Genomic DNA, 14,574 nt, shown 5'->3' with positions numbered 1-14,574 from the left:
ATCGTTGCTACGCCATCTTGCCAAGCCTACTCGTGCCATTTCCGGAATACGCGCACAACGCCGCGACCGTTACAGCCGCCGTCAATTCTCTCTCAACGGCAGTCGCTCAGCCGAGCAAGCTTTTGCTCGCCTGTTCGGTTACGTCGCGTGACAGCCCCGGTTGCGCCAAAATCCGGTCGAGCTCAGCCTTCATCATCGCGGCACGTGCCTCGTCGAAGCGCTTCCAACGTCCCAGTGGCGGGATCATCCGTGCGGCGGTCTGCGGATTTTTGGGATCGAGCGCGATGACGAGGTCGGCGATGGTGCGGTATCCCGCACCGTCGGCCTGATGGAAGGCCGCCTGATTGCCCGTCAGCGCACCGTACAGCGCGCGCACGCGGTTGGGATTGGTCAGCGTGAAATCGGGATGCTGCGCAAGCGCGCGCACCGCATCGACCGTATCGGGGCGCATCGACCACGCCTGCACCTGGAACCATTTGTCGAGCACGAGCGGATTGTCGCGATAGCGCTGGTAGAAAATGTCGAGCGCGTGCGCGCGCTCGTCGCTGTCGCCATGCGCCAGTGTAGCGAGCGCCGCCTGCCGCTCGGTCATCCCGTCGACTTCCGAGAAAATTGTGAATGCCAGCGACGGCACATCGGCGCGGTCGGTGGCCGCCAGATAGGCGAGCGCGACACCGCGGAGGCGCCGCGCGCCCTTTGCCTTGCGCGACAGGACCGACGCCGGCGGCGCGTCCTCGGCAAGAATGGAGCGCCACTCGCTTTCGAGCGCCGCGCCGATCGCATCCTGCAGCGCGAGCCGCTCGCGGCGGATCGCGTCGGGGTCGACCGTCAACATCTGGTCGCCGATGAACGCCTCACTCGGCAACAACACCGCTTCGGCGACAAAGGCCGGGTCCGCCTCACGGCCGCGCAGCGTTTCCGCCACCGCATCGATCACCGCCTGGCGGTGACCCGACTTGCCCGAAACCGCTGCGACGAGCGTGTCGAGCATCAGCTGCTGGAGCGCCTCGTAACGCGCGAAGGGATCATCGTCATGCGCGGCGAGCCAGCCGAGTTCGTCGGCTCCGCGCTCGAAATCAATAATGATCGGCGCCGAAAAGCCGCGGTTCAGCGACAGCAGCGGCGGCGCTGCGAACTGCCCGAGCGGAACGACTGTTTCGGTATCGTGCAGCACGACCAGTTGCTCGCCGGCATGCGTCGCAGTCGCGCTTCGGTCAAAGGCCTTGATCCGTAGCGGAATCGGCATCGGCACCTTGACCGGCTGACCGGGCGTCGGCGGAACATTCTGTGTCAGATGAAGCTGCGCCGCACCCGATGCCGCGTCATGTTCGACGCGCGCCGTAACGCGCGGCGTTCCCGCCTGGCTGTACCAGAGGCGAAACTGCTTGAGATCGAGCCCCGCGCCATCCTCGATCGCCCGTACAAAATCCTCGCACGTTGCAGCCTCGCCGTCGTGGCGGTCGAAATAGAGGTCGGTGCCTTTGCGGAAGCGCTCGGGGCCCGCCATCGTCGCCATCATGCGAATGATCTCGGCGCCCTTGTTATAGACGGTCGCGGTGTAGAAATTGCTTATTTCCTGATAGCTATCGGGCCGGATCGGATGCGCGAGCGGTCCCGCATCCTCCGGGAATTGCGCCGCGCGAAGCAGGCGGACGTCCTCGATTCGCTTGACCGCGGGCGATCCCATGTCGGCCGAGAAACTCTGGTCGCGATAGACGGTGAAGCCTTCCTTCAGGCTCAGCTGGAACCAGTCGCGGCAGGTGATCCGATTGCCCGACCAATTGTGAAAATATTCGTGCGCGACGACGCCCTCGACCCCGTCATAATCGGCGTCGGTCGCGGTGTCGGGGTCAGCAAGGATATAGCGCGTGTTGAAGATATTGAGCCCCTTGTTCTCCATCGCCCCCATGTTGAAATCGCTCACCGCAACGATGTTGAAGAGGTCGAGGTCATATTCGCGGCCATAGACCCGCTCATCCCACGCCATGCTGTTCTTCAGCGCTTGCATCGCATGGCCGGTGCGGCTCTCGTCGCCCGCGCGCACCCAGATGCCCAGCTCGACCTTGCGTCCCGACATGGTGACGAATTCGTCGCGGTTGACGACGAGGTCGCCCGCAACGAGCGCGAAGAGATAGGAGGGCTTGGGCCACGGATCTTCCCACAGCGCCCAATGCTTGCCGCTTTCGCCTGCCCCCTTGTCGATGCAATTGCCGTTCGACAGCAGGATCGGGAAGCGCGTCTTGTCGGCTTCCATCCGCACCTTGTAGCGACTGAGCACATCGGGGCGGTCGGGGTGGAAGGTGATGCGGCGAAAGCCTTCGGCCTCGCACTGGGTGCAGAGCATGTTGTTCGAGGCATAGAGCCCCATGAGCTGCGTATTCGCGCTCGGGTCGATCCGCGTGTCGACCTCGACCGTGGCCGCCGTCCGGTCGCCAAGGTCGACGATCAGATCGGACCCGTCCATCCGCCAGTCGTTCCAAACCTCGCCATCGACGCGTACGGCCTCCGGCGTCAAACCGTCGCCGCGCAAGACCAGCGGTGATGGCGTTTCGATATCGCGTTCGACAGCCAACGCAGCAGTCACGGACGTCTCCGCCAGGTCGAGCCGAAAATCGAGCGCAATATCGGGAACGCGCCACTCGGGCGGGCGGTAATCGCCGCGATGAATGGTAACGGGGACGGGCGGGGAGGAAGAGACGTCGGTCATCGCTTCGGTCTAGGCTTGCGCCGCGCGGCGCGCAATAAGGGCGGCAATGGGACAGATGCTGATTTTCGGAATGGGCTATGCCGCGCGTCACCTCGCCGCGCGACTGGAAGCGCGCGGGTGGGACGTCGTGGGGACGACGCGCGACGGACGCGACGCGACGTTACGCTTCGACGACGAGACGGCGGTGTTAGCGGCCCTGCGCGGCGCGACGCACATCCTGTCGTCGGTGCCGCCGGGCGAGCGGGGCGATCCGGTACTCGCCCGCTATGGCGAAGCGGTTGCGGTCGCCCCGGCGGGGTGGGTCGGTTATCTTTCCTCGACCGGCGTCTATGGCGATACCGGCGGCGCGTGGGTCGACGAAAGCGCATCCATCCAGGGTCGCCGCGCCCCGCGCAACGCTGCCGATGCAGCATGGGCCGAACTGCGAAGCGACGCACGCGTCTTTCGCCTGCCCGGCATCTATGGCCCCGGCCGTTCGATCCTCGACCGCCTGCGCACGGGTCGCGCCCATCGCATCGACCTGCCCGATCAGGTGTTCAGTCGCGTCCATGTCGACGACATAGCGGGCGGCGTGATCGCCTCCTTCACGGGGCCGCCCGGCGTCTATAATCTGGCGGACGACGAGCCGTGCCACCAGAACCGCCTCGTCGAATGGGGCTGCGCGATGCTCGGTCTCCCTGTCCCGCCGCTGCAAAGGATCGATGAAGCAGGCCTGTCACCCGCCGCCCGCGCCTTTTATGCCGAGAACCGCCGTGTCGCGAACGGGAAAGCAAAACGCCTCATCGGTTGGGCACCGCGCTATCCCAGTTTTCGCGAAGGGCTGGCGCGCCTGTTGTAGGCCGTCGTCAAATCAACACATCGACCGTGTGAATCGCGACCCCAACCAGTCCGCCGACCAGCGTGCCGTTGATGCGGATATATTGCAGGTCATCGCCCACCGCATTTTCCAGCCGGTCGGTAATCGTCTTGGCGTCCCAGCCGCGGATCGTGTCGGACACGAGCTTGAGCGCGGTCTCCCCATAGCTGTCGACCATGCCCACCACCGCGCGGCGCGCATAGCGGTTGAGCGTGCGCTTGATATGAACGTCTTCGCCCAGCATCGTACCGAATTGGGTGACGAGCTCGCCGATCCGCCCGGCGAGCATCGTTTCGGGATCGCGTGCCGCCTTGAGCAGCGCGCCGCGGCCCTGTTCCCACAATCCGTCGAGCCAGCGCTTGACCGCCTTGTTTTCGAGCAATTCGTCGCGGACGCGCGCGACCTTTTCCTTGACCTCGGGGTCATGCTGCAGGTCGAGCGCCATTTTGGCGAGCCCTTCTTCGACGCGGATACGCAGCGGATGATCGGGCTCGACCGCCATTTCGCTGAGCAGCTTGCCGAGCCCCGCGACGATGCGGTTCGAAATACTCTCGTCAAGGCCGGTGAAGCGCACGATCGCGTTGCTGTTGTCGTGAACCATCTGGTGGATCAGGTGCGCGTTGAGATCGAGCGTCTTCGACCCCCACTTTACCATCGCGTCGAGCAAGGGCTGGTGCCGCCCCTCGGCGAGCGCGGCCTGCAAGGCCTGCCCCAGCAGCGGCGCGACATCAAGTTCGCGCAACCGGTCGGCGATCGCCGACTTGACCATCCCGCCGAGCCGTTGCTGGTCGAGCGCGCCGAGCCCGTCGGCGATTATCCGCGACGCGCCGAGCCGCAGACGCCCGCCGCCCTCGGCAGGATGTGCGAGGAACTTGCCGACCGCCCCCGCGACGTCGACCGTCAGCATTTTTCGTGCGATCAGGCGCGGCAGCAGGAAGTTATTGAGCAGGAAGCGCGCAAGCGTATCGCCGATGCGATTCTTGTTCCGCGGGACGATCGCGGTGTGCGGAATCGGCAGCCCCATAGGATGGCGGAAGAGTGCGGTCACGGCGAACCAGTCGGCGAGCCCGCCGACCATCGCGGCCTCGGCAAAGGCCCGGACAAAGCCGATCGCCGGATGCACGTCCTGATAATATTTGGCGCTGACGAACACGACCGCCATCACGACCAGCATACCCGTCGCCACAACGCGGATATTGAGCCCGCCGGTCGGCACGGCGACGCCGCGGCGCATGAAATCCGCGCCGCCTGCGTCGGACCGGGCTGAAACGCTATCCGTCATGCCAACCCAATGGCGAAGCCCGCCAAAGGTTGCAACCGGCGCGGCGGCTGGGGCCGCGCCCGGTCACTCCGCAGGTTGCGGCGCCGGTTCGCCATGTGGCCGCGTGTCGTCGCCCTTGCGATAGGTGAGCAGGTTCGACGAGAAGAAGCGGCCGAGGCGCTTTTCGATGCTGTCGGCAAGGCTGAAGCCCGCCGGAACGATCAGCAACGTCAGCACGGTCGAAAGGATCAGGCCGCCGATCACGACGACACCCATCGGCGCACGCCATGCCCCGTCGCCCGACAGTGACAGCGCGGTCGGGACCATGCCCGCGACCATCGCGACCGTCGTCATGACGATCGGCTGCGCACGCTTGCGGCCTGCATCGCGCAAGGCTTCGACCTTGCCGATCCCCTTGTCCATTTCCTCGATCGCGAAATCGACGAGCAGGATCGAGTTCTTGGCCACAATACCGAGCAGCATCAGCAGGCCGATATAGACCGGCATCGAAATTTCCATCCCCGTGACAAGCAGCCCGAGCAGGCCGCCGAGGGGCGCGAGGAGCAGCGACGACATGTTGACCAGCGGCGACAGGAAACGGCGATAGAGCAGCACGAGCGTCGAGAAGACGAGCATCAACCCCGAAATCACCGCGATGATGAAGTTGTTGATCAGCTCCGCCTGCCATTTCTGATCGCCCTGGATCACCTTGCGGATACCCTGCGGCATATTCTTGACCGACGGCAGCGCGTCGATCTTCTTTTGCCCGTCGCCGGTAACGAGTCCCGGCGCCAGATCGGCACCGATGACGATGCGCCGCGTCTGGTTATAACGGCGCAGTTCGGTCGGTCCCGCGCCGAAGCCGATCTGCGCGACCGACTTGAGCGGGACCGTAGTGCCGCGCGATGTCGGGACGGGAAGATTCTCGATCGTCGACAAGGCGCGCCGCGAGTCTTCGGAGAGCAGCACGCGGATCGGGATCTGGCGATCGGACAGCGAGAATTTGGCAGCATTCTGGTCGATGTCGCCGATCGTCGCGATGCGGATCGTCTGGCTGAGCGCCGCCGTCGTGACGCCCAGCTCGGCTGCAAGGTCGAGGCGCGGCGTGACGATAATCTCGGGCCGCGGAATGTCGCCCTCGATGCGCGCGCCGCGCAACTCCTTGACGCCTTCCATCTCCTTGACGATCTGGCGCGCATGGCGTTCGAGCGCGACGGGATCGTCGCCGCCGATGATGAAAGTGATGTCGCGGCCCGAGAAGCCGCCCGACTGGCTCGCGAAATTCACGCGGGCATCGGGAATCGCCGACATGCGCGGCTGGAGCCCGCGCTCCCACTCGACGCTGCTGAGCTCGCGGTCCTTCTTGAGCGTGATATAGACCGACCCTTCGCCGACGCGCACGTCATAGAAGGCATTTTCGACCACATCGTTATTCGAAAGAATCTCGTTGATCTGGTTCGAGATATGCTCGCTCTGGGCGAGCGTCGATCCGGGCGGCAGCTCATAGCGGACCTGGCTATAGTCGCTGTTGATTGTCGGCTGGAACTGCTGCGGGAGCGTCGCAAACAGGACGATGCTGAGCGCAAAGGCGCCGAAGCCGATGCCGACGATCCAGACGCGATGGTCGTGCAGCCGCGCATAGGCGCGTTGGAGCATGAATTTGCTCCAGTTGGTCACGCCGTAACCACGCATGCCCAGAACCCAAGCAAGTGCGCCCAGAATGATGAGCAACAGGCTGGCGGCGAGGAATACGAAGATCGCGGTGAACGGAATCTGCAGGAGGAAGTACATCGCCGGGTTCGGGCCATCCTGTCCCAGCGGGACCGGCTGGAAATAGGAATAGATGGCGTAAAGCACATAGAGGCCGGCGAACGCGAACGGCACGCCGAGATAGGCGAGCTTGGTCGGCCATGCCTCGTAACGCGCGCGCACCGCCTTCTGCTTGCTGTTGTCGAGCGTGAAGGTCAGCAGCCGTTCGTAGCGGTCGATCCACGGTCCGTTGGCATGATCCTGCTCACCCTGCGCGGCGAGGAAATAGGCGGCGATCATCGGCGTGATCATGCGCGCGACGGCCAAGCTCATCAGCACGGCAAACACGACGGTCATGCCGAACTGGATGAAGAATTGCCCCGAAATGCCCGGCATCAGTGCGACGGGAAGGAAGACTGCGACGATCGACATCGTCGTCGCGACGACCGCAAGACCGATTTCGTCAGCGGCGTCGATCGACGCCTGATAGGCGGTCTTGCCCATGCGCATGTGCCGGACGATATTCTCGATCTCGACAATCGCATCGTCGACGAGCACGCCGGCGACAAGGCTGAGCGCTAGCAGCGAAAGGCCGTTGAGCGAAAAGCCCATCATGTCCATGAACCAGAAGGTCGGGATGGCCGACAACGGGATCGCAAGCGCCGAAATCATCGTCGCGCGCCAGTCGCGCAGGAACAGGAATACGACAACGACGGCGAGCACTGCGCCCTCGATCATCGCCGCCATCGAGCTGCGATATTGTTCCTTCGTATATTCGGTGCGTGTGAAGAGGATCTTGAAGTCGACCTTGGGATTGTTCTTCTTGATCTGCTCCAGCTTCTTCATCGTCTCGTCATGGACGGTGACGTCGGACGCGCCCTTCGCCTTTTCGATCGAGAAAGAGAGCACCTGACGGCCGCGGATCTTCGCGATGTTGCGCTGTTCGGCATAGCCGTCGGTGACGGCCGCAACGTCGGCAAGACGGATCGTACGGCCGCCGCCGATCGAGATGTGCGTTTCGCCGAGCTGGAAGGCGCTGTCCGCGTTACCGAGCACGCGCACCGCCTGTTCGGAACCTGCAATTTCGGTGCGTCCGCCCGCGGCGTTTAGGTTCACCTGGCGAAGCTGCTGGTTCACCTGGCTCGCGGTCAATCCATAGCTTTGCATGCGCGCGGGATCGAGGATGACGCGGATCTCGCGATCGACGCCACCCGAACGGCGAACCTGGCTCATCCCCGGGATCGAGAGCAATTCCTTGGCGACGGTGTTGTCGACGAACCACGACAGCTGCTCGAGCGTCATGTCCGACGTTTCGACGGCGAAATAGGTGATCGGCCCGCCCGCGATGTCGACGCGAATAACCCGCGGCTCGAGGATGCCGTCGGGCAAGTCGCTGCGGATCTGCGAGATCGCCTGGTTCACATCGTTATAGGCGCGGTCGATCGGTGTCCCGATCGCGAACTGCACCATCGTCCGGCTGTTGCCCTCGCTGACATAGGAGGACATTTCGTCGACGCCGCTCACGCTGCGCACCGCAGCTTCGACGCGTTGCGTCACCTGCGTCTCAAGCTCCGACGGTGCCGCACCCGGTTGCACGACGATGACCTGGACGGCAGGAAATTCGATGTCCGGATTGTCGTTGACGTCCATCCGGTTGAAGCTGACGACGCCGGCCAGCAGCAACAGCACGAACATGACGATCGGCGGCACCGGATTGCGAATGCACCAGGCGGAGATGTTACGAAAGCTCATGATTCAAACGCCTTATGTGCCGCGCCGGGCAATTATCGCGAAGATTTCTGGACGACGGGTTTGACCTTCTCGCCCGGGTTCAGGAACGCACCCGCGAGTGCGACGACCTTTTCGGTGCCGGTCAGCCCGGACGCGATCGAAACCCCGCGATCGCTGACCGCGCCGATCTTGACCGGACGGCGAGCGATCGTGTCATTCTGATCGACGATCAGGACATAATTGCCCTCGGGACCGCTCAGCACGGCGCTTTCGGGAAGCAACGGCAATTCGGCCGTTCCCGACACCAACCGCGCGTCGGCGAAGCCGCCGGGGCGCAGCGCGTCGCTATAGGGAACCGCGATGCGCACCATGCCCTGGCGCGATTCGGCGTTCACTATCGGAGACACCTGCCAGACCTGCCCCGATATTTTCAGGTCGGTGCCGACGGGAGTCACGGTCGCGCGCGTACCGACCTTCACCTTCTGCAGGTCGGCCTCGGCCATTTGCGCGAGCATTTCCATTTCGCCGCCGCGCGCCATGCGGAAAAGCACACCGCTGCCCGCACCAACGACCTGTCCGGGTTCGACCTGACGCGTGAGTACCAGCCCCGCAGCCGGGGCAACAATGTTGAGCCGACCGTTGCGTGCCGTCGCTTCGGCATATTGCGCCTGCGCGACGCGGACGCGCGCGTTGGCGGCGTCGCGGGTGGCGCGCTTGCGGTCCATGTCGGCCTTTGAAATGAAGCCGCGCGAAACGAGCGCTTCGGCGCGCTCCAACTCTGCCTGCGCCAGGCTCGCGTCCGCCTGCGCGACGCGGATCGAGGCCGCGAGGCTCGCCGCCTGCTGCGCCTGAACCGACCGGTCGATCACCGCGAGCGTCTGGCCGGCGCCGACCCACTGGCCGGGTTCGACGAGCACGCGTTGCACTTGGCCGCCCTCGCCCGCAACGCCGACGGGCATTTCGCGCCGCGCGGCTATGGTTCCGGTCGCGGCAATGGCAGCCTCGACCGAAACGCGCCCGGGGATGACGACGGTGACGCTCGGCGTGCTAGCAGCCTCGCCGGCCCCACCGGCCCCCGCTGCGGCGCCGTCCTTGCCGTGCGTGAAGGCGTACCAGGCGGCGACGAGCGCCAACCCGATCAGCACCAGCGCGATAATCAGTCTCGTCCGCTTCCGACGGCTGTCGGTTTCCTCGTAAAAGCTTTGCGTCCCCGCCAGGCTGTCCATCGAATCCACTTTCCGCTCGTAGTTCACGTCGAATCCTCTTCTGCCGACGGCAGCAGCCGGGACGTTGTCGCTGCGCGACATCCCATTCCGGCCCACACGACGGAAGCGATCCCGTCGAAGGTGTATTACCCCATTATATCACTAGTGGCAAGAGGGCGAAACACCGCCGCTCCCCCGGTCCGTCCAGCGAGGCGGCATAGGCAAGTTCCGATATAATTTCCATAGGCTAGCCAACGAAAAGGGCGGCGCACCCTGCGGTGGCCGCCCCGTTCGCGCGAACCGGTCTTGCCGGCCTCTGGCGCCCGCCGTCAGCGAACGCGACCGCGCCGTATCAGATTGACGATCGCAAGCAGCACCACCGCCCCCAGAAACGCCGTGAGCAGCGTCATCGGATCAAAGGCATCGCCACGCAGATGTCCACCACCCAGAAAGCTTCCGAACAGGAAACGCCCCAGAATGGATCCGATACCACCGACGATGATATTCAGGAAAATTCCCTGCTGGGCATCGGTTTTCATGACGATGCTCGCCAGCCAACCGATAATCCCGCCCATGATGATTGCGATAATCCAAGTAAGCATGTGATGACCCCCTACGATCATTGCGGATGCCCGACTTTGCAGGCGAATGAATGCTAACCCAAAAGATCACGCGCGACCAGCGCGCCGGGCAACCGTCACCGAACGCGACCGCGGCGCACCATGTTGACGATCGCGAGAAGCACGAGCGCACCGATAAAGGCCCACAGCAGCCCGATCGGATTGAACGAGCTCAATGTCGCGCCCATGCCGAACATGCCGCCCAGGATATTGCCCAGGAAAGCGCCGACGACACCGACGACGATGTTCAGCAATATTCCTTGCTGCGCATCAGTGCGCATGACGATGCTCGCCAGCCAGCCGATAATCCCGCCGACAATCAAGGTGATGATAATACCCATTAGATTTCCTTTCCGAACCCGCAACGGCGCGACCGGCCGCCGGTTTGCTGGACGCATCGTCGCGCCCCGACATCGTTCGAACGATGGAAATATAATCGAGCGGATGGGAAAAGGTTCCCGGTCAACGTCACTTGCCGCTGACCGGGAAGAGGAGGATCGGTTCCGGTCGGGGAACGTCTCCGGGTCGCAAGAAGGGTTTTAGGGCACACAATGCGACGCCGTTGTGACGGCTGTCACTCGTTCGGCATTTTTTTCGTAAAGTATGGATTCAGGCGATACCAGCGCTTCGCACAGCGACCTCCATCGCGGGAAGCGCATACGAAATGGGGGCCGGCATCGCTGCCAACCCCCACTATCCGGTGTCGTTCCACGCATCCCCGTGCCGCTTCATCCCGGTCCGCCTCTCTTGCGATCGGCAGCCCGCCAAATGATGCGCCCCGGCGCGCGCCGGAACAATCCGGCGACGGTTTGGTCGGCCCCCTTTCGGGGGCCGGCCGCACCTGGAAAGCCCTTCATCATCTCGTCATTGCGTCTGCCGAAACAGTCGCTTTTCAAGCGATGGACTGCTTTCCTGTCCGATCGGGTTCGCCTCAACTCGTGGGAATCGCTGCGTTCCGTGATCGGGTCACCGGATGACTTCCTCGTCGATCTGGCCCGTTCTCTTCCGGCTAGTCTTGCAACTACCCTTCGTTTCCCGGCGATCCGACGTCTCTGTCGTCCGATGATTTGAAGCTGACATGAAGGGCCCGGTCCACCAACAAAAATCGGCGCATTTTTTCACTCGGCCGATGCTTAATTGTGGATAAGTCCGGCAGTTGCAACAAGCAGATTCCCTGCAGCATTTTTGTAACAAGGGTGCAGCATTTTTTGACTCGGATTCGAGAATTGTGGCGCCCCCTCTTGTGCCCGCGCCGCGTTCACACGGCCGGAAGAATGCTGCACCGCGACTCGAGTCGCACGAAGGTGGGCCGTTCAAGCGCGATCTCCGCTAGTGCAAGAAGCCGATCGACCAGCGCTAAAAGCATCGCACGACGTTCCGCGTTCGCCGCCGCAGGCAACATGCTCTCGACAATGCCGATGAACTTTGCCGCCGCCACGTCGCTTGAGGCCACGGATCGCAATGCCGAGCCAAACCCTCGTTCGAGATAATGGTTGAATCCGTCGGCAACAGGTTTGACCCTGGTCCTGTCATAATCGTCCTGCTCGGGGCCGCGGTCGAGACTGCGTCTTGAAAGTTCGGCAGTGGCAGCCCCGAGCCAGTCGAGCGCGGCAATCGCGGTAAAAGGATCATTTATGCCTGGCGACAGGGCACGCAGCGCAATCTCGACCAATTCGTCGATCATATAATCGATGTCCTGATGCGGAGAGCGGCTGGAGCCTATCGCAAAGCATCCGCGCAGCTTTTCTTCGGTCTCGTCATCAAGATCGGGACCACGCCAGTGCAACAGGGTCACTGCACCGTGCACGAAGTCGCCCGTGCGCAGCGGCAGGCCGACCACTGCACCATGCTTTTCGGCGATGGCGTCGAGCGTCGCAAAATCGATCAGCGTAATATAGCCATGATCGGCCGCGATGACCGGCGTTCCGTTGAGCGGTTCCTGCACATGCTCGGCGTCGCCCGACTTGGGGAAGCGGCCTTTTATCGAGGCGATGAGGCGGCAACCGATCTGTTCAATGACCTTGTTTATGCGGATGCTCGAGGGAATATGATGGAGCAAGTAAACCAGCACCACGACCGAAATCATCGTGAGGCCAAAGGCCACGAGGATCGAAAGCTGGGGCACGAATCCCGGTGTCGACGTCCCGACAGCGCCGCCCAGTGATATCGCTTCCTCATCCTCGCCGCGGACGACACGCAGCACGAGCAGGGCGTGCACAAAGGTCGCAATAAAGACGGCAAGCGAAAGCTGGTTGCCACGATCCTCCATGAAATTGGTGAGCAAACGCGGCCCATAGGTGCCCGACGCATAGGCGACTGCCGCGATGGTGATGGAAAACACCGTCGCTGCGACACCGATCATCGATGCGGCAATCAACGAAAGGAGCGCCCGCGCGCCCTGGGGGCGCGATGGCGTCAGCCAGTCGACGCGTGACAATATTTCCGCTGCACCGTTGCGGTCAAACCAGATCGTCGTGGACGATACCAGGACCGCACCCAGGGCAAACAGCGCGGGGTAAAACCAATAGCTGGCGTTGATTGCTTCCCATAGGGCACGGAGACGGACGATCACCTCGCCCCTCCCGCGAACCTGTCGTTACCGTCAGGCCGGCGCGCGCGCACCCAGATCGCCCTTGCCGATCGTCCCCGATGCCATTTCGAGCATCCGGTCGAGGCTTTTCTTGGCGCCGAGCCGTAGCTCCTCGTCAAGCTCGATGCGCGGCTCGAGGTCGCGAAGCGCAAAATAGAGCTTCTCCATCGTATTGAGCGCCATATAGGGGCAGATGTTGCAGTTGCAGTTCCCGTCCGCCCCCGGCGCACCGATGAACTTCTTTTCGGGCAGCGCCTTTTCCATCTGGTGGATGATGTGCGGCTCGGTCGCGACGATCAGCGTGTCGCCGGGGAAACTTTTCGCAAATTGCAGGATGCCGCTCGTCGACCCGACATAGTCGGCGTGGTCGATTATGTGCGGCGGACATTCGGGGTGCGCCGCAACCGGCGCGTCCGGATGCTGCGCCTTCAGCTTCAACAGTTCGGTTTCGCTGAACGCTTCGTGGACGATGCACACGCCCGGCCAGAGCAGCATGTCGCGCCCGAACTTGCGATTGAGATAGCCGCCGAGGTGCCGGTCGGGGCCAAAGATGATCTTCTGGCTTTCGGGGATCTGGCTGATGATCGTCTCGGCGCTCGACGATGTGACGATAATGTCGGAGAGCGCCTTCACCGCGGCCGAGCAGTTGATATAGGTCAGCGCGATATGATCGGGATGCTGCTCGCGAAACCGCTTGAACTGCTCGGGCGGGCAGCTGTCCTCGAGGCTGCATCCCGCGTCCATGTCAGGCAGCACGACAATCTTTTCCGGCGACAAAATCTTCGCCGTTTCGGCCATGAACTTGACGCCGCAAAACGCGATGACGTCGGCGTCGGTCTCAGCCGCCTTGCGCGAGAGCTCCAGGCTGTCGCCAACGAAGTCCGCCAGGTCCTGGATCTCGGGCTTCTGGTAATAATGCGCAAGGATGACCGCGTTGCGATCCTTACGCAGCCGGTCGATTTCGGCGCGCAAATCGACGCCGGACAGATTTTCGCGGACGGGAGCAGTCATGGTCTTTCCTTATCGGGGCCGTTGCCCGGCACGTCCCTACACGGCGCCGCGCCAGAGGGCAATTCGGGACGGAATCACCCCCCCGAAAGCCCCGCAGCCAGCGCTTGAACCGGCGGCAACATCGGCACCATATAGATGGTGAGCCGGACCAGGATGACAAGCAGCGCGACGATCTTGGTCGCACTATGCACGTGTCCGAACGTTCGCCGGTCATGCAGCGCGATCAGCCCCACCGCCGCAAGCTGGATGATCGCGATAGGCAGATCCCACCACCCGATCATCAGCGGCATCGGCAGCAGACGCCCGAGCGCAGGTTCGAGCAGCATTATCGCCGATCCGATCATGAAGCGCCGGTGCCAGTCGGTCCTGCTCCGGTGGGCGACGGCCGCCCATACCAGCCCCCCAAAAGCGAGCAGCTCCACCGAGACGAGGACAAGGAAATAGTGAGGGGTGAAAAAGGGCGGGAGCCGCCCCGCCGCGATCACCGATATACCCACATAAAAGCCCAGCCCCACGACAAGCATCGAAAGGGCAACGCCAAGCCGTCCGAGCCGGCGGTGCATCGCCATATCGCCCTGCCGCACCAGGCGCGGCTGCACGACGAGCAACGCGAGCCATGCGAGCATCGCCAAACCGTGGAAGTGGGTCGACAGCGGCACGCCGAACGGATCGACAAAGCCACGCAGTGCAAACTGCGCGAAACCGAACAGGATAAGCAGCGCGAGGCCAAGCGCCATGCGCTCCCAAAAGCTTTCCGTAATCGCTGCGTCGCTTGTCGTCGTCGCCATAATCACCCCCTCATTTGGCGGCGGTATAGCGCATCGGGACGGTCGGAGAAAGGCGC

At 63.3% G+C, this 14,574-nt stretch carries 10 protein-coding genes; 1 reads left to right on the top strand and 9 read right to left on the bottom strand.

All coding sequences use genetic code 11. From position 1 onward, the window contains the following. Window positions 1-106: 106 nt before the first annotated feature. Window positions 107-2,707, bottom strand: coding sequence for an aminopeptidase N (gene pepN / locus H7692_RS12995; protein WP_227340314.1), 2,601 nt, complete (start codon window positions 2,705-2,707; stop codon window positions 107-109). Between the two features lie 46 nt (window positions 2,708-2,753). Here pepN and H7692_RS12990 point away from each other — a divergent pair, with 46 nt between their 5' ends. Next, entirely contained in the window at window positions 2,754-3,545 is a 792-nt protein-coding gene (locus tag H7692_RS12990) for an SDR family NAD(P)-dependent oxidoreductase (RefSeq protein ID WP_201927902.1), read from the top strand. A 7-nt stretch (window positions 3,546-3,552) separates the two neighbouring features. Here H7692_RS12990 and H7692_RS12985 read toward each other — a convergent pair whose 3' ends face one another. The 8 genes from H7692_RS12985 to H7692_RS12950 form a co-directional block, all read right to left on the bottom strand. Then, window positions 3,553-4,797 carry a DUF445 domain-containing protein gene (locus H7692_RS12985; protein ID WP_227340476.1) on the bottom strand — a complete coding sequence of 415 codons (1,245 nt, stop codon included), beginning with the start codon at window positions 4,795-4,797 and terminating at the stop codon, window positions 3,553-3,555. A 111-nt stretch (window positions 4,798-4,908) separates the two neighbouring features. Beyond that, complete coding sequence (locus H7692_RS12980) at window positions 4,909-8,325, bottom strand: efflux RND transporter permease subunit (RefSeq protein WP_227340313.1); 3,417 nt, start codon at window positions 8,323-8,325, stop codon at window positions 4,909-4,911. A 32-nt stretch (window positions 8,326-8,357) separates the two neighbouring features. Further along, window positions 8,358-9,530, bottom strand: coding sequence for an efflux RND transporter periplasmic adaptor subunit (locus tag H7692_RS12975; protein ID WP_222137358.1), 1,173 nt, complete (start codon window positions 9,528-9,530; stop codon window positions 8,358-8,360). Window positions 9,531-9,838: 308 nt separating this feature from the next. Further along, a complete protein-coding gene (locus H7692_RS12970; protein WP_201928721.1) occupies window positions 9,839-10,111 on the bottom strand; it encodes a GlsB/YeaQ/YmgE family stress response membrane protein in 273 nt (90 codons plus the stop codon). Between the two features lie 95 nt (window positions 10,112-10,206). Beyond that, window positions 10,207-10,470: a GlsB/YeaQ/YmgE family stress response membrane protein gene (locus tag H7692_RS12965; RefSeq protein WP_201927904.1), complete on the bottom strand. Its 264-nt coding sequence runs from the start codon at window positions 10,468-10,470 to the stop codon at window positions 10,207-10,209. A 917-nt stretch (window positions 10,471-11,387) separates the two neighbouring features. After that, window positions 11,388-12,701 carry a DUF2254 domain-containing protein gene (locus H7692_RS12960; RefSeq protein WP_201927905.1) on the bottom strand — a complete coding sequence of 438 codons (1,314 nt, stop codon included), beginning with the start codon at window positions 12,699-12,701 and terminating at the stop codon, window positions 11,388-11,390. Between the two features lie 30 nt (window positions 12,702-12,731). Further along, the gene (gene nadA, locus H7692_RS12955; protein ID WP_201927906.1) at window positions 12,732-13,730 is read right to left on the bottom strand and encodes a quinolinate synthase NadA; all 999 of its coding nucleotides are present in this window, start codon (window positions 13,728-13,730) and stop codon (window positions 12,732-12,734) included. 74 nt (window positions 13,731-13,804) lie between these two features. Continuing rightward, on the bottom strand, window positions 13,805-14,518 hold the full coding sequence (locus tag H7692_RS12950; protein WP_201927907.1) for an adenylate cyclase: 714 nt from the start codon (window positions 14,516-14,518) through the stop codon (window positions 13,805-13,807). Between the last annotated feature and the right edge of the window lie 56 nt (window positions 14,519-14,574).

Source organism: Sphingopyxis sp. P8 (genome assembly GCF_020622175.1).
Lineage (GTDB): Bacteria > Pseudomonadota > Alphaproteobacteria > Sphingomonadales > Sphingomonadaceae > Sphingopyxis > Sphingopyxis jiangsuensis.
Note: the sequence above shows the minus strand (reverse complement) of the source record. Positions and strands in the feature narration are given on the sequence as shown.